Origin of the sequence: Shewanella sp. Pdp11 (assembly GCF_002838165.1) — a bacterium.
Lineage (GTDB): Bacteria > Pseudomonadota > Gammaproteobacteria > Enterobacterales > Shewanellaceae > Shewanella > Shewanella hafniensis.
Genome location: NZ_CP015194.1, coordinates 3,069,978 through 3,085,193 on the forward strand (window position 1 = coordinate 3,069,978; position 15,216 = coordinate 3,085,193).

14 protein-coding genes are annotated in these 15,216 nt (G+C 45.6%); 5 read left to right on the forward strand and 9 right to left on the reverse strand.

All coding sequences use genetic code 11. From position 1 onward, the window contains the following. The first annotated feature begins 19 nt into the window (after positions 1 to 19). Positions 20 to 2,113 (forward strand): phytase, encoded by a 2,094-nt coding sequence (locus tag AYJ58_RS13665; RefSeq protein WP_106650536.1) that lies wholly within the window; start codon positions 20 to 22, stop codon positions 2,111 to 2,113. Positions 2,114 to 2,402: 289 nt separating this feature from the next. On the opposite strand, the gene AYJ58_RS13670 is transcribed toward AYJ58_RS13665, so the two are convergent. Beyond that, positions 2,403 to 2,999, reverse strand: coding sequence for a VF530 family DNA-binding protein (locus tag AYJ58_RS13670; protein ID WP_106650537.1), 597 nt, complete (start codon positions 2,997 to 2,999; stop codon positions 2,403 to 2,405). A gap of 533 nt (positions 3,000 to 3,532) precedes the next feature. Here AYJ58_RS13670 and AYJ58_RS13675 point away from each other — a divergent pair. Both AYJ58_RS13675 and AYJ58_RS21950 read left to right on the forward strand, forming a co-directional pair. Continuing rightward, complete coding sequence (locus tag AYJ58_RS13675; protein ID WP_106650538.1) at positions 3,533 to 5,143, forward strand: ABC-F family ATPase; 1,611 nt, start codon at positions 3,533 to 3,535, stop codon at positions 5,141 to 5,143. A gap of 206 nt (positions 5,144 to 5,349) precedes the next feature. Beyond that, on the forward strand, positions 5,350 to 5,505 hold the full coding sequence (locus AYJ58_RS21950) for a hypothetical protein (protein ID WP_173913200.1): 156 nt from the start codon (positions 5,350 to 5,352) through the stop codon (positions 5,503 to 5,505). A 3-nt stretch (positions 5,506 to 5,508) separates the two neighbouring features. Here the strand turns inward: AYJ58_RS21950 and AYJ58_RS13685 are convergent, their stop codons facing one another. Further along, complete coding sequence (locus tag AYJ58_RS13685) at positions 5,509 to 5,685, reverse strand: hypothetical protein (RefSeq protein ID WP_198555459.1); 177 nt, start codon at positions 5,683 to 5,685, stop codon at positions 5,509 to 5,511. A 111-nt stretch (positions 5,686 to 5,796) separates the two neighbouring features. Here AYJ58_RS13685 and AYJ58_RS13690 point away from each other — a divergent pair, with 111 nt between their 5' ends. Next, complete coding sequence (locus tag AYJ58_RS13690; protein WP_106649753.1) at positions 5,797 to 7,410, forward strand: IS1634 family transposase; 1,614 nt, start codon at positions 5,797 to 5,799, stop codon at positions 7,408 to 7,410. Here AYJ58_RS13690 and AYJ58_RS22225 read toward each other — a convergent pair. The 6 genes from AYJ58_RS22225 to AYJ58_RS13720 all read right to left on the reverse strand — a co-directional run bounded on the left by AYJ58_RS22225 (position 7,345) and on the right by AYJ58_RS13720 (position 12,034). Beyond that, positions 7,345 to 7,674 (reverse strand): Fic family protein, encoded by a 330-nt coding sequence (locus AYJ58_RS22225; RefSeq protein ID WP_198555461.1) that lies wholly within the window; start codon positions 7,672 to 7,674, stop codon positions 7,345 to 7,347. The two genes, AYJ58_RS13690 and AYJ58_RS22225, sit on opposite strands and share 66 nt — an antisense overlap. A 307-nt stretch (positions 7,675 to 7,981) precedes the next feature. Further along, entirely contained in the window at positions 7,982 to 8,566 is a 585-nt protein-coding gene (locus AYJ58_RS13700) for a hypothetical protein (RefSeq protein ID WP_106650539.1), read from the reverse strand. 21 nt (positions 8,567 to 8,587) lie between these two features. Continuing rightward, positions 8,588 to 9,016 carry a hypothetical protein gene (locus AYJ58_RS13705; protein ID WP_106650540.1) on the reverse strand — a complete coding sequence of 143 codons (429 nt, stop codon included), beginning with the start codon at positions 9,014 to 9,016 and terminating at the stop codon, positions 8,588 to 8,590. A 109-nt stretch (positions 9,017 to 9,125) separates the two neighbouring features. Next, positions 9,126 to 10,241, reverse strand: coding sequence for a DUF1570 domain-containing protein (locus AYJ58_RS13710; RefSeq protein WP_232790813.1), 1,116 nt, complete (start codon positions 10,239 to 10,241; stop codon positions 9,126 to 9,128). A 61-nt stretch (positions 10,242 to 10,302) separates the two neighbouring features. Next, complete coding sequence (locus tag AYJ58_RS13715; protein ID WP_106650542.1) at positions 10,303 to 11,364, reverse strand: HNH endonuclease; 1,062 nt, start codon at positions 11,362 to 11,364, stop codon at positions 10,303 to 10,305. Continuing rightward, the gene (locus AYJ58_RS13720) at positions 11,354 to 12,034 is read right to left on the reverse strand and encodes a class I SAM-dependent methyltransferase (RefSeq protein WP_106650543.1); all 681 of its coding nucleotides are present in this window, start codon (positions 12,032 to 12,034) and stop codon (positions 11,354 to 11,356) included. The genes AYJ58_RS13715 and AYJ58_RS13720 overlap by 11 nt, the downstream gene beginning before the upstream one ends. A gap of 391 nt (positions 12,035 to 12,425) precedes the next feature. Here AYJ58_RS13720 and AYJ58_RS13725 point away from each other — a divergent pair, with 391 nt between their 5' ends. After that, positions 12,426 to 14,066: a diguanylate cyclase gene (locus AYJ58_RS13725; RefSeq protein WP_106650544.1), complete on the forward strand. Its 1,641-nt coding sequence runs from the start codon at positions 12,426 to 12,428 to the stop codon at positions 14,064 to 14,066. A 100-nt stretch (positions 14,067 to 14,166) separates the two neighbouring features. Here the strand turns inward: AYJ58_RS13725 and AYJ58_RS13730 are convergent, their stop codons facing one another. Further along, positions 14,167 to 15,216: a protein-glutamate methylesterase/protein-glutamine glutaminase gene (locus tag AYJ58_RS13730; protein WP_106650545.1), complete on the reverse strand. Its 1,050-nt coding sequence runs from the start codon at positions 15,214 to 15,216 to the stop codon at positions 14,167 to 14,169.

Sequence of the window (15,216 nt, forward strand, 5' to 3'; positions counted from 1 at the left end):
AATACTAGCGAAGCAGAATATGAAAAAAACTCTACTATCTTATGCCGTATTGCTTGGCCTTATCGCCAGTCATACGCCCTTGACTGCCATGGCAAATACCATCAGCGTCGCTGTTCAAACCATAGCGGGCCATAGGGGCAGCCAAGTACAGCCACTCATCTTTAATCAGGACAAACAGAGCGATATCACTCTGTCTCACTGGCTCTTTGCCAGCGAACAGCAAGGACTGATGTTACAAACCGTTTCGATGACTCAAACGCAACAAGGCAGGCAAACGACTGCACAAGCGCCCTTGCCTGCAGCGAGTTTACTGGTGCAAGGTGACTTTGAATTACTCGCCTTTAGCGATCCCTATGCCTTAACGCTCGATCGCAAAGCCGACCGCGTGCGTCCTATTATGCTCAAAGAAATCAATGGCAAACCGACGACCAATATCTTGCCCTTGCTGCCTATGGGTCATTTCGAGATTAACTGGATCTGTATTCAGCCCCGCACTCAGGATGGCAATGTCTACGCGTGGTTTGGCGGTGAAAGTGGTAAGAGCGAGCAGTGGTTATTGGGTAATGCCGCGCATTTCTCACCTAAGCTAATGCGCAGCCAATCGATTCCGGTTAACAGCACGGACTGCGCTATCGACGGCGACATGCTGTATGTCAGTGAGCCCGAAGCGGGTGTATGGCAGTTTGATGCCAGCCCGTTTGCCGATACTCGCGCTAAGCTCATCTTCCCCGCGCTCGATAATCACATCACCGGCTTAAACCTGCTGAACGCTCAATTGTTACTCAGTGATAAAAACGGCAAAGTGATGGATGGCAAAGGCACTCAAATAGTGAGTTTTAGCGCGCCATCGACAAAAACTAACGATAAAACCGAGCTAAAAGCGATAACCAAGGCGCAGCGCTTAAGCCTTGCTATAAACGCGGGCACATCAGCCCAAGCAAAAACTGCGACGTTTGCTCTCTATGATGATAAAAACGACCGCTATCTTTTTACTGAGCAAGCTTTGCCACAAGCCTTGACACAAGTGCCACCCAAAAAGTTACTCGCCACATCCTTGCAGAGCGCAAACACAGCCGCCGATGCACAAGCGAGGCCAACAACAAATGCGGAAAATATTGTAGAAATCCCCGCTTGGGTTGAGAGCGCGCCATCCGATAGACCGGGCGATACTATGGATGATCCCGCCATTTGGGTACACCCCACTGAACCCGAAAAAAGCCTGGTGCTTGGCACCAACAAACGTTGGGGATTATTGAGTTTTAATATGCGCGGCGAGCAAGTTCAAGCGCTGCCATCGGGCCGGATCAACAATGTCGATTTACGCCAACGGGTCAAACTTGGTGGAAAGTCACGCGATATTGCCGTTGCCACGCTGCGCGATGGTGACAAATTGGCCTTTTATGAAATCGACGCCGCAGGCAAGATTACTGAATACCCGAATCAGCCGACTAACATGACGGATATTTACGGCATGTGTTTGTATCAAGATGAGCAAACCTTATACGTGTTCGCTAACGAGAAATCTGGCCGCATCGCCCAGTACCGTGTCGACTGGCAACAAAATGCGCCCAGTATCAAACTCGTGCGGGATATTCATACCCCCAGCCAAGTTGAAGGTTGTGTGGTCGATGAAGCGCAACATGCGCTGTTTATCGGTGAAGAAGACAAAGGCATTTGGCGCTTTAATGCCAAAGCAGATGCCAGTACAGAGGGCAAATTGATCATTAAGGCCGAAGGCGATTTAGTCGCCGATATTGAAGGAATTTCTCTGTATCAAGGTGCGACCCTTAAAGGCAAAAAACAAGATTTGCTGGTGGTCTCAAGCCAAGGTAATAACAGTTATTTGCTTTATCAAGCCAGCGCGCCTTATACCCAAGTGGGGCGTTTCCGCATTGGGGTGAACTTAAACGGCATGGAAAACGGCCGCGAAACCAGCATAGACGGCGCTTCAGAAACCGATGGGCTGGCTGTCACGCATTTGCCCGTCGGCCATGGTGTTTGGCAACAGGGAATGCTGGTGGTACAGGATGGTCACAACCACTTACCCGATGCCAACCAAGCGTTTAAATGGTTACCTTGGAGCAGCATAGTCAAACAACTCGACATGCAATAGGGCCAATTTATTGCTTGAAATGCCACTGCGGATAATGCGTTATGCAGGTAACGATTTGCACTTAGCGCAACGCGAACGAAAATTGAAGGGGTTAACTATTTATGCAGGGAATATGCAAATTCAAAATAATAACCCCCGATAATTTGCTAACCAGCATTCAATAAATTGAATTATTAATCAAAAAAAGAGGTTAGCCGAGAACTATGGCTACCCTCTTTCGTTTACACCCGCCTAAATCGTCTATCACACAGTTAAAACAATAACTTCATTCAGGGCGACTAACATCGAATTAACTGCGCTTAGTACCCCAAGGATCGTTATCATCCGTCGATGGGCTTGGTCCTGAACGCTCAGTCATTCTGGAATCATTTTTTGAATCATGTCTGGGTTCGCTGCGACGCTGTGAGCTGCTATTGGACGAACCATAGCCAGAACCCGTTCCCCGTCCACCCGCAGTTTTTTTGCCAGCGCTTTTACCCACGTCATTACCAAAGCGCCTGCCAGAATTTGGACGGCGGTTACCCGCTTCGTACTCGGCGCTGGCTTTGGCTTGCATTTCAGCGATAGATGCTAATGTTAGCTCCATCGGTTTACGCGGGACGATACCTGAGGCAAAACCACGTTCACGTGGCTTAAGATCAAACTGCTCACCGACGGCTTTAGGCATACGCTTGAATCGGTATAAGTAGAAGTTTTCCACTTTCTCCCGCGCCCATTCGGTCTTTTTGAGGAAAATGATACAGGCCTCAATGGTCGGGTTAGTGTTAAAGCAGCCTAGCTTTAATGCCGCGTATAAAATTTTCCAACCATAAAAATCGACTAACTCAGTGATCATTGTCTCGAGTTTAAGGCCGTGTAATGGGTTGTTCTGTTGCTCTTCTATCATGGGAATTCCAAATTCAGCCCAATTGGCTGATTTTAAGGTATTAGTTTACGGTATTGAGTGGTTAAACGAGTGACTTAATTCGCTACAAAACTCGCGACACTTAGATCTTACAGTCCTAAAGCCTTCAACTGAGCCATTAAATTTTAGCCGTAAAATCTGCTGCTCGACAAAACTGCGGGAATAATAACGGTAAATACGCTAAACGCCTTCTTTTATTTGCGCTAGCAAGGTTTGGCGTCGGCTTAAGTGCAAAGAAATAATACCGCAAGCTGGCAGTTTAGATCGGCATATCTGCGATATCATGCAAACGCTATAAACTCACGCCTTCACCTATCCGCAAATAAACGCAACTGAAACGGCTCGATTTATAGCTGCGCATCACATACTAGCTCGCATATTTAGCCCTTAGTCTGTATACTCCGCGACCTTATTATCCCCACTTTACTATTTTGGCTTAGAGTGGGTGAAGCGCATGTTTCATTTTGAGGCTTGTTTGTCACAATCCCCGTTAGCAAATACCTAGGAAAGCTCCTTTGATCTCTACCGCGAACATCACGATGCAGTTTGGCCCAGAGCCATTGTTTGAAAACATTTCAGCGAAATTTGGCAATGGTCACCGCTATGGTTTGATCGGCGCGAATGGCTGTGGCAAATCGACCTTTATGAAGATCTTAAGCGGCGCGTTAGCGCCAACCTCTGGTAATGTGTCTATCACGCCCGGCTTAAAAGTCGGTACTCTGAGCCAAGATCAGTTCGCCTTTGAACAATACAGTGTGATCGATGCGGTGATCATGGGGGATGTTGCCCTGTGGAAAGTCAAGCAGGAACGCGATGCCATTTACGCCAATCCGAATATGACTGAAGAAGATGGCATGCGCGTTGGCGATCTTGAAAGTGAATTTGCCGAAATGGATGGTTACAGCGCTGAAAGTCGCGCCGGTGAAATTCTGCTCGAAGCGGGTATTGAAGAATCTTTCCATTACGGTCTAATGCAACAAGTGGCACCGGGCTGGAAATTGCGGGTCTTGTTAGCCCAAGCGCTATTTGCCAACCCAGATATTCTGCTGCTCGACGAACCAACCAACAACTTGGATATCCATACCATTAGCTGGTTAGAAACCGAGTTGAACAAACGTAAATGCACCATGATCATTATTTCCCATGATAGGCACTTCTTAAATGCCGTCTGTACCCACATGGCGGATATCGATTATGGCGAATTGCGCATTTACCCAGGTAACTACGAATACTTCCTCGCACAATCGGCATTGCTGCGCGAACAATTATTGTCGGGTAACGCCAAGAAAAGTGCTGAAATCGAAGAGCTGCAAGACTTCGTTAACCGCTTCGGTGCCAACGCATCTAAGGCAAAACAAGCCAGCTCGCGCGCGAAAAAAATGGACAAGATCAAGCTCGATGAAGTCAAATCCTCTAGCCGTATCCACCCTTCTATTCGTTTCGATGCCGGCAAGAAAATGCATCGCCAAGCACTGATCCTCGAAGATTTGGCCCACGGTTTTGATGGTGAACTGCTATTCGAAGGCGGCGACTTAATCCTCGAAGCCGGTGCAAAATTAGCGATTATCGGCGAAAACGGCGTGGGTAAAACCACTTTCCTACGCTGCTTAGTCAATGATCTAGAACACAATAAAGGCGTGATCAAGTGGTCAGAAAACGCATCAATCGGCTACTGCCCGCAAGACAGCAGTGACGAATTTGATAATGACTACACGCTAATGGATTGGATGTCACAGTGGCGCCAACCCAAGCATAACGATCTTATGGTACGCGCCATGTTAGGCCGTCTGCTGTTCACCGAAGATGATGCGAACAAGAAAGCGCGTAACTGTTCAGGCGGAGAGAAAAACCGCTTGTTATTCGGTAAGTTAATGATGCAAGACATCAACGTGCTGATCATGGACGAACCGACTAACCACATGGACATGGAAGCCATCGAAGCACTCAATAATGCATTGAAAGACTTTGAAGGCACTTTGATATTCGTCAGTCATGACCGTGAGTTTGTATCGTCACTCGCAACACGTATCATTGATATTAAAGATAAAAAAGTGATTAACTTCCAAGGTACTTTCGATGAGTACCTTTCAAGCCAAGCTGAAATGGAAGCGAGAAAAAGCGCGTAATGTTGTGCTTTGATAAACCTTAATCGGCTATGTCAGCTTGATTAAAAGAGTCGTCATTGGAGAACCTACTGACGACTTTTTATCGATATCTAAAGAGCGATATGATTGGTAAAACATGAAGTATTGCTGCTTTGGGCCTTGGACACATAGCTGTCTATTCGTTATCTAGAGTGCTATAATTCATGCACTTAATTGAGGTTGATCCGATGAAAACTAAATCAAAAAACACACAAGTGACTCAAAATCGACTCTATCGCGCTGTGGCCAGTTCAACCGCTATTGAGACGGGTAAAACTACGGCTGAAGTTGAAGCAAAATTGAAGGCCAAAAAAAGCCGTTTCAGTCATTTGACCTTAGCCTAAACTTCATTCGTTTTTAGCGCTGAGCACATCGTTTACCAAACGAGCCATATGTTGATAATCCCCACCCAACCCTGCTTGAATTGACTTAAAATAAAAATCTCTATTTTGTTCCCAAATCCCATAATCAAGTGGGAGATAACCCGCCTTTACTGCCATCACATCGAGTATCAAACGTGACAAACGTCCATTTCCCTCTCTAAATCCGTCATTCCGCACCTCATTTGAGATTTAAAAAAACTTGACGGCGATCGGTCATTCTGATCTATTACTACTTTTTGCAGGTAGATCATTATGGCCACTCCCGCTATCTCTATTCGTAACCTCGATCACCTTGGCTTGGTTGCTGCACTCTGCCAAGAACTTGGCATTGCTCGCATGATTGATGCGGTGCTCCCCAAAACACCTCCCTACAAAGTCTCACATGGTGAAGCTTTGGTGGCGATGATATTGAACGGTCTGGGCTTTCATAGCTCCACCTTGCACATGTTTCCGCAATTCTTTGCCAACAAGCCTGTAGAGCGCCTGATTGGCCCTGGGATCTGTGCGGATGACCTCAATGATGATGTGCTCGGTCGCTGTCTCGATGCCCTCTTTGAGGCAGATGTGAGCATGCTTTATCAGGTGATGGCGGAGCAAGTCGTCGAGCGGTTGGGACTCAAAAGTACCGCAGTGCACCTCGATATCACCAGCTTCCACGTCGATGGCGCCTATGACCAAGCCGATGGCGAACAGCTCGGTAAGTTGCAATTGGTACGTGGCTATAGCCGCGACCATCGGCCCGAGCTGAACCAGGTTATCCTGGAACTTATCTGTGAAAATCAGGCCGGCCTGCCCATCTACATGCAGGCCTTGAGTGGTAATAGTAATGATACCAAGGCCTTTGCCCAGACCGTACGGCGCCACTTGAGCAGTCTCAAGGCCGCGCAGGAGAGTCGTTACCTGGTCGGCGATGCGGCACTGTACTGCGCCGATACTTTGCAACTGCTGGCGCAACAGCAGCAACTGTTTGTCACCCGGGTACCTGTCACGTTGAACGAGGCCAAGCAGGCCGTAGCAACAATCGGCGCGCAACCTCTGACTGCCTTGGGCAATGGCTATCATGGCCGTTGGCAAGGTGCCAATTATGCCGGCGTCGCGCAGCGCTGGTTGCTGGTGCGCAGCGAACAGGCCGGCCATCGCGAGCAGCAGACATTGGCCAAAAACCTGCTCAAAGACAGTACTCGCGAGCTCAAAGCCTTCGCCAAATTGTGTGCCCGACGCTTTGCTTGTGAGGCGGATGCCCAAGCTGAGTTGAGTCGTTTTACCGCCAGCTTGATGCTGCTGCAACTGGATGCCGAGGTGGTGAGTGAACCCGTTTATGCAGGGCGTGGCAGACCCAAGCGTGGCGAAGAGCCAATTGGCCATCAGTTTCAAATCCGTGGGTTGGCGGCAACTAGCCTGGCTTGCGTTGAAGAGGCTCGCAACCAGACCGGTGTGTTCATCCTGGCGACCAATGACCACAGCGATACGCTGACCATGGCCGAACTACTCGCCACCTATAAAGCGCAGCAGAATGTCGAACGAGGCTTTCGTTTTCTCAAGAGCCCGGAGTTTTTAACCTCCTCACTGTACCTGAAAAAACCGGAGCGGATTGAAGCGCTGCTGATGGTGATGACCTGTAGCCTGATGATTTATGCCGCGTTGGAGCACCGTATCCGGCAGGGATTAATGGAGCAAAACCGCAGCGTGGCGGATATGAAAAAGAAACCGACCCAGCAGCCGACGGCCCGTTGGATCTTTTTGCGCTTTGGTGGCATATATGAATATCGACAGGGAGACGCTCCGCCACAAGTAACGGAGCTAACAGGAGACCAGCAGATCATTTTGGAGGTATTGGGTGAACGCTATCGGCAAATTTATTCCTAAATTAGGTGCGGAATGTCGGCTAAATGGGTGAATTAGGATAAATTCCACATGACTTTCAGCCAAGTAACTCACAACTTCGTCTCTAGAAAACGAATTTAAACCATTGAACTTGCTTAAATATTCCTTTTCAAACTGAGTGAGAGACTTAAGTATTTGAGCCGCTGCCGTAAATTCGAAACCACCTTTTCCCATATTGACTGTACGCCGCTCACCAGCCCAGTAATAAACATTACCGAGCCATTTTCGATGCCACTCAAAGAGCATACCAACCGATAGATGCTCACTTTCAATAACACCGATTGAAACACGTACTCATAAAGCTTTAGTAACAACTGTGTCTCTACCTCTGCCATATCCTCTTCATCGGTTATCGCGAGTTTGTTACGAAGTATATGGCCGCCAGAACCGGGTTCGAATTCATCTTCGGTAGTGCCAATATGATATTTCGACATGATAATAGACCCGCTAACTGTAATAACTAATAGAAAAGCAAATATCCGAGTCACAGACAACTTAACACAACTACTCGATGAGATTGACAACACAAGTCTTTGAAATAGGTATGTAGAAACTATGGGCTATAAATTAGCTTATTAATTTTTTTAACCAATATCTCACGATTTTTAGCCAGTTTAAAAATTGTCGGCAAATGTCGAATGACTATCGGCTCAGACTCGAATACCGCATCGCGATCTTTGGCTTGAATATAATCACGGATCTGAAGCATCATCTGTTTATTAAATGCCCAAAGTGAATGACCTTTAAACTCAAGGGAATAAAATGCATCATTGGGCCATTCAAGTCGATGTTTCTGTTTTGTCATACACTGATAACAACAAATAAGACCAAGATCTGTACCATCTGTAAAAACACTGTTCGCCCTATGTTCCCAAGTCGAAGTAACTTGGTATTTTTCTGGCAATTTTTCCCGCCAAGAAGCATCCAATAGCGGAGGGAAAAACAGCACACCAGGCCATTTATGGGCAAATCTTTGATTAAACTGCTTGATCTCAAACTGCCGACCCTCAAATAAATGCACATCTTTCTTCTCTAAACGAAAAACATGGGCAAAGGTAAAAGTGGCGCAGCCAGCACAATGGGGGCAAGTAACCTCAACTCCGTTTGGCAAGTTAAAAAACTCATAAAATCCTGTCATTGATACGACATCCCAAATAATTTAGAGACTAATTTGGAGCTCATCAATTTTCCAACCACCTTCATTTATCATGCTAATTCTTTGTTTTTCATTCGCCTCCGATGCATTACCACAAAGATCTTTTTGTGCATATTCAAGGACGGCCGTATCCCCATCTATCACCTGCGACACTAAGGTGAGTGCTTTGCACTTGGCAGCCGCTTTTGAAAATGAAAGATAAGATGCGATCACTTCATCGCGGGATAGCTTCATCTGCTGCATATACTGTGGGAACTTAGACTCAACATCCGCTTGCTTACGTTGGGTATAGTAAGCCTTGTCCTCTTGATAACTCATCCCCTGCTGTACCTTAGCATTGTACTCGTCATACACTTTGCTCGGCGATTTAGGCGTTGTACAACCTATCAGCACAAGCACAGATATGGACAGTAAGAAAATCGATTTCATCATCGAACCTCCAAAACTAGACATGTATTATCAATAAAAGTGAAATAATCTCTTTTAGTAACTCTGTCATACCTTTCCTTTAAAAATAGATAATTAAGATTTTTAAACTGAATTAACGCCACTTTTTCCAATCATGATCCAGTTGTTTAATACCATCAGGATAACGTGTAAATAGTTCATCGATTACTTTAGCTTGGCAGCGTTGCTCACTCAATTGCAGCAAAAGCTGCTTTAAGGTCACTCGACCTTGGCGAGTGCTAAAGAGGAAAGCCATAAAACTGTGAGCATGCTGGTATAACGCAGCTTGTTTTTGCCCCTGCCAATCATGGTCTGAAGCCGTTAATAGTTCACTCAATCCCATTGATAAAGAAATAGATTCGTCAACGACACGATATGAGTGACCTCGACTGGAATTGTTTTGAATGATGGCATCATAACGATTATTTGTATCAATCGTTGCTAGAAAAGCGGGCGATTCAAAATATTCCGCCATGCCTTCATTAAACCAGCGCGGAGTATGACCAAATTGACCCGCATTAATGACATGAACGCTTTCGTGAATTGCAGTACGAAACGCTTGAGCATCTTCTCTGTGCCAAACTGCGGCCAAATTATGCTGACTTGAATAGAATCCTTGGCTTGCACCTACCGTGGATGCGTACTGTCTTTTAAGTTTATTATAGGCAGTTAAATTGCCTGCAAGCATCAAGTTAACCTTAATGGGCTGTAGGGTGCGCTTGGGTAGATATTGACGATAAATTTGATCGATTTGATTGATAGTGCTGGTCAGTCGGTCCCTAAAAAATGGCGGTGGAGTACTGACTAAGGAATCAATGTTCAATTCGAAATTGTATTTAGGTTCAGTATATTGAGTTAACTTACTCTCAGCTGATGCATTATTTACATCAGAAAAATGAGTTATGCCATTCTCATCAACCCAAGTATAAACACCCCCCACTTTTTGTTGTGCAATGCGTCCTTCTTGCACAGTCAACAAATCACAACCTAGGTACTGATCTTCACCATGATATTCATCTACTTGCTGCTTAATATTAGGCAGATCATTAACACGAGTCATTAATGGCATAGAGCTCGCTGAACACCATTGCCAATTCTGTTTTATACAAACTTGCTGTAACGGCTGAGCTAGCTCTGCAAATACTTGGGAAAACTCAACACGAAACCAACGACCATGATAATGATCAATCAGTAGCGCTAAAATCGCCATGATGAACAACATCAAAAAACTACGCTTAAATCGGCTATCCATCGCCCGTTTTCCTCAATATCTAAATTGCTGTGCTCGATAAGTCATTATCTGTCGCGTTAAAAGGCACAAAGGTCTTTTTATCGAGCCATAGAGGCGAGCGATTTTGTCCTGCAAGCTGATAAGCCCAAGTCGTAATGGCTTCAGAGCGATCACTCTCACAGACGAAATATCGGCTGAGTTCAGAGTGCAACGCTTGGCCATGCTGGATAATATTTTGCTCATACCAGTTATCTTTATGGTGCTGAGCGGCAAGATGATCGCGTTTATTGTTATTGCAACTGCTATGAGCGAGGACAAAATTATGTCCTAAATCATTAGGATATCGTGTCCAAGGAATAAAGTGATCCACTTCGCCAGTTTCTTTTAATGATTTTTGGCAATAGAAGCATTGGCCTTTCTGGATATCAAGCAGTACAGGTCTGGCGTGAGTGATCGTCTGTCGGTCACTGCCAAATAGAAACTCACTTAAATTGCCTTTACTGCCTATAATGACCTGATTTGCTGGAAACTCGGTGATTTTTTGTACCCATTGAGTACGAGCCAATGACACCACTAAATCGTGAAATCGCCTGAAGCAAAATGCTATGCCCGGATTTAACTCAATGTAATTTTTCGTTTTATCATGGGGATAAAGAAAACAATCTGCGCTTCGGGACAAAATTTGTAAGCGCCATAACGGACCCTCTTTAAAGGTAGCGCGTGTTTTACGCAATAAAGCTGGATAACTAAGATGCGCTTTTAACTGGGATAAACTGTTAACGCCTTGATTACGTAGCTCAATCAAACTGTTGATTAAGGCTGATTGCTTTCCATTATTTTGAAGTAGAACAAAATGCGCATTAACGGCACCAAAAGGTAAAGAGTGTTGCCAATAGAGTTCAATAAACTTTTCTACCAGCTCATCAATACTGATGGCGGTTCTCTGTTCAGGATCGGCATTAAGTATTAATGGCCGTTCGATGCAGACATCTGCGATCGCATGCAGTAAGGCAAATTTGTATGTTGCAACGAAATCACCTTCCACTAACAGACGTTGTAAATAGCTAATAAATTCAACTTGTTTTCTCGCATCAATCGGCATTCAGTCGCTCCTGAATAATAACGCTTGCTTCAGGTGCATTTACATTTGGCATCAGTTTGGGTGTAAAAACTAGCGTCTGCCAATGCACTTGTGTACGACCGAGTTTGTCAGTCTCATCTTGGCTCGAATCTAAAAGTTGTAGCTGACAATCTGCAGCCAATGTGAGCAGTTCATCGGCACTGACTGGGTGCATAACGCGCGCATCAGGGCTTGGGCCATGGCGCAAACTGATGACTAAAAGTCCCGTCAAATTGAGTAAACGTGAGAGTGTTGCCAGTGCAAGTGGGCGCTCAGAGGGTGATAAATGCATCCACACAGCGCTGAGTAAAATCAGATCAAACTGTTGCGCTAGGCCAACCACTTTTTGCAACTGAGGTAAACTATCCTCAATCCAGCTCACGGGCAAATCTCGGGTTAATACCTGCCCCATTTTCGCTAAAGTAATAGCAGGTTCGATTGCTATAATTTGCGTTTCTCTGCCCTGTGCCCTTTGGGCTAAGTAATGCACATCCCGCCCAGAACCGGCTCCAACATCTAATATCGACAGTGTATTTTTGGCGAGTAGAGGTAAAAGATGATGTAACCAACTTGAATGCACTTCTTCAAAGGTTTTAGACAAATACTGTGCCGCGAGTATTTCGGCGTGGTCATTATAAAATGCTATGCTCACTGACAAGGATCCTTTTGCAACAAGTGATTGTTTTTAATGAGGCTAACTTATCACAATCGCTTTTGATACAAAATACACGTCATCATTATCCTGCTGTTTTACATAAAATATTTTACGTTTTGCCGTTTTATGTCACAACGCGAATATTGGCGATTTAAAAAGGAAGTCTATTTAGGGAAGCGACATCTCTACATTTCTCCGTCGTTTTTTTTGCAGTGGTTTACACTCTATTAGTCAGAGAGAAAATACGCGCAATTGATTGAATCTGTTGCATCCTTCTGTGGAGAACAGAGTCAATTTTAGTATCAGTGTAAAAGGGTTTCATCGTCTCGGGCTGTGACGACATCGGGATGAAGGCCTATGGCTCAATCATTTAGGATATCTATCGCCTATGAGTTTTGAAGATTCGTTAGAGCAGCTTAGACGACAGTTTTTACATGCGCTGCCGGATAAAAAGAAGCAAATCATTACCTTGTGGATTTCATTGCGGAAGAATTGGGACGCACACATGTTGTCCGCCGTTTATCGCGAGGTGCATAACTTAAAAGGATCGAGCGAAACCTTTGGGTTGTCGGATACCAAACACATAGTCGATAAACTCGAGTTGCAGCTTAAGGGCTTGCTCAATGCCCCTGCCCCCGAACTGCCTACCATTAAAAGCTTAGATACCCTCTTCCATCAATTATTACAAAACAATAGGCGCGGTCAACCGTCGGCTCCAGTAGTGGAGGCGCAAATGCAGCAAAGCCCCTATAAACCATCAAAGGCGCGCCATGAACACCATATTGCCATCATAGAAGACGATAATAACGTGGGAGTTATGATCACTAAACAGCTGCGGGAATTCGGTTTTAGTGTGCAGCACTTTTTGGATTTCACGAGTTTTCTGGTAGTGCAAAATGAATCGCCCTTCGATCTGATTTTATTAGATTTAATTCTACCCGATTGGACTGAAGAAGCCTTGTTCGAAGCTGCTACTGAGTTTGAGAAGAACAATACTCGAGTGTTTGTTTTATCGTCGCGGGGGGATTTTGACATGCGGCTATTGGCCATTCGCGCCAATGTCAGCGAATATTTTGTCAAACCCGCTGAAACCACCTTATTGGTGCGCAAAATTCATCAATCTCTCAAGATGTCAGAGAAACAGCCTTTGAAGGTATTACTGGTGGATGACCAACAATCTATGGTGGATTATTTTTCAAGCCTATTACGCAGTCACGGTTTAATGGTGAAAGGCTTGTCGAGTGCCGAGCAAGTGTTACCCGCCCTTGAACAGTTTGAACCCGATCTGTTCATCTTCGATTTATACATGCCTGAGGTCAACGGACTTGAGCTGGCAAAGATGATCCGCCAACTGGATAAATACACCTCTAGCCCCATCCTAGTGTTGAGTTCTGACGATACTATGCAGAATAAAGTCAGCATCATACAAGCGGGATCAGATGACTTGATTTCGAAGCAAACTGCGCCGAGCTTATTTGTCGCCCAGGTGATTTCTCGCGCCCAGCGTGGCCATGATATTCGCAGTTCGGCAAGCCGCGACAGCCTAACAGAGCTGTTAAACCATACCCAAATTCTGGTTGCCGCGAGACGTTGCTATAACGTGGCTAAACGAATTAACTCTCAAGTGTGTATTGCTATGCTCGATTTAGATCACTTTAAGAAGGTTAACGACACCTATGGCCATGCTGGTGGTGACAAGGTGTTGCTGGCCTTTGCCCATCTGTTACAACAATCCTTACGGCAAACGGACTTTACCGGTCGCTACGGTGGCGAGGAATTTATGCTAGTGCTGCCAGATATGCAAAAGCCACTGGCCATTGCTAAGTTAAATGCGATCCGCGAGAGCTTTAGCCATATTGTATTTGTCGAAGATGGCGTCGAGTTTAAAGTGACGCTCAGCGGCGGCTTAGTGTTCTCGGACGAATGTGAAGAGTTTCAAGATTGCTTATTACTGGCAGATAAACACTTGTACGAAGCGAAACGATTAGGCCGAAATCAATTAGTGGTTTCACCAAGTGAGCAGGATTGACTCACTTAACCCAGCCACAGTATCAGTCAAGCCGTCATGTCTTATTATCTGGCTCACTGCCAGATTGATGGTTAATGTTGAAGACCATTCAATGCCGCCATCACAGTGAGCTTAAGTGGTTGATAAGTTTGTTCGGCATCAGCGATAACTCCACCACATAATCTACCGCACGGCATTTTATCGCTTCTCGTGGCATACCAAATACCACACAACTTTGTTCATCTTGGGCAAATGTAGTGACGCCTTTTTGGTGTAGCGCCACCATGCCTTCTGCGCCATCTTTGCCCATACCGGTTAAAATCATCGCGCTGATATTGGGCGCGGCGCATTGGGCCAAGGCCGTAAACATCACATCGACCGAAGGTCTGTGGCCACTGACCTTTTCATCTTGGGTTAATTTGACTTTATAACTGCCACCCACTTTGATGATCTCAAGGTGATGATCCCCTGGTGCAACATAGGCATAACTAGGTAAGAGTCGTTCCCCATGCTCGGCTTCTTTAACAGTGATCCGTGACTGTCGATTTAAACGTTCAGCAAAAGTGCGGGTAAACCCAGCTGGCATATGTTGGGTGATCACTATCGGCGGCATAGCCGCGGGTAAATGTTGTAATACATAAAGAATGGCTTCGGTGCCGCCAGTAGATGCGCCTATCGCGACTAAATGCTGAGTCAGGGTTGTATTGGCTAATACCGGCCGCTTACTCGACACTGGCCGTACTGGCTCAACAAATTTCTGCGGCTTGATGATTTTGGCTTTCGCGGCAGATTTGATCTTATCTAAAATCAAATCCTGATAATCATGGATACCTTGAGGCGAGTCTAATTTCGGTTTAGGGATAAAATCCACCGCGCCTAAGGCCAAGGCATTAAAGGTCGCATCCGCGCCCTGCTCGGTTAACGATGAAATCATCACTACAGCTGTAGGTCTGGCTTTCATCAAGCGGTCCAAAAATGTTAAACCGTCTACTTTGGGCATTTCGATATCTAAAGTAATCACATCGGGGCGAAATTGATTAACCAGATCCTTGGCCTCATAGGCATCGGCAGCGAGCCCAACCAGAGACAACTCAGGGTCAGCCTCAATCATTTTACCCAGTAGGCTGCGCATCAGCGCTGAATCATCAACAACGAGTACTTTGATCGTCAT

Excerpts from the sequence above, each read along its gene's own strand:
- AYJ58_RS13665 (WP_106650536.1), top strand. The coding sequence starts at position 20 with ATGAAAAAAACTCTACTATCTTATGCCGTATTGCTTGGCCTTATCGCC.
- AYJ58_RS13670 (WP_106650537.1), bottom strand. The coding sequence starts at position 2,999 with ATGATAGAAGAGCAACAGAACAACCCATTACACGGCCTTAAACTCGAG.
- AYJ58_RS21950 (WP_173913200.1), top strand. The coding sequence starts at position 5,350 with ATGAAAACTAAATCAAAAAACACACAAGTGACTCAAAATCGACTCTAT.
- AYJ58_RS13690 (WP_106649753.1), top strand. The coding sequence starts at position 5,797 with ATGGCCACTCCCGCTATCTCTATTCGTAACCTCGATCACCTTGGCTTG.
- AYJ58_RS22225 (WP_198555461.1), bottom strand. The coding sequence starts at position 7,674 with ATGCTCTTTGAGTGGCATCGAAAATGGCTCGGTAATGTTTATTACTGG.
- AYJ58_RS13700 (WP_106650539.1), bottom strand. The coding sequence starts at position 8,566 with ATGACAGGATTTTATGAGTTTTTTAACTTGCCAAACGGAGTTGAGGTT.
- AYJ58_RS13705 (WP_106650540.1), bottom strand. The coding sequence starts at position 9,016 with ATGATGAAATCGATTTTCTTACTGTCCATATCTGTGCTTGTGCTGATA.
- AYJ58_RS13710 (WP_232790813.1), bottom strand. The coding sequence starts at position 10,241 with ATGGCGATTTTAGCGCTACTGATTGATCATTATCATGGTCGTTGGTTT.
- AYJ58_RS13715 (WP_106650542.1), bottom strand. The coding sequence starts at position 11,364 with ATGCCGATTGATGCGAGAAAACAAGTTGAATTTATTAGCTATTTACAA.
- AYJ58_RS13725 (WP_106650544.1), top strand. The coding sequence starts at position 12,426 with ATGAGTTTTGAAGATTCGTTAGAGCAGCTTAGACGACAGTTTTTACAT.
- AYJ58_RS13730 (WP_106650545.1), bottom strand. The coding sequence starts at position 15,216 with ATGACGATCAAAGTACTCGTTGTTGATGATTCAGCGCTGATGCGCAGC.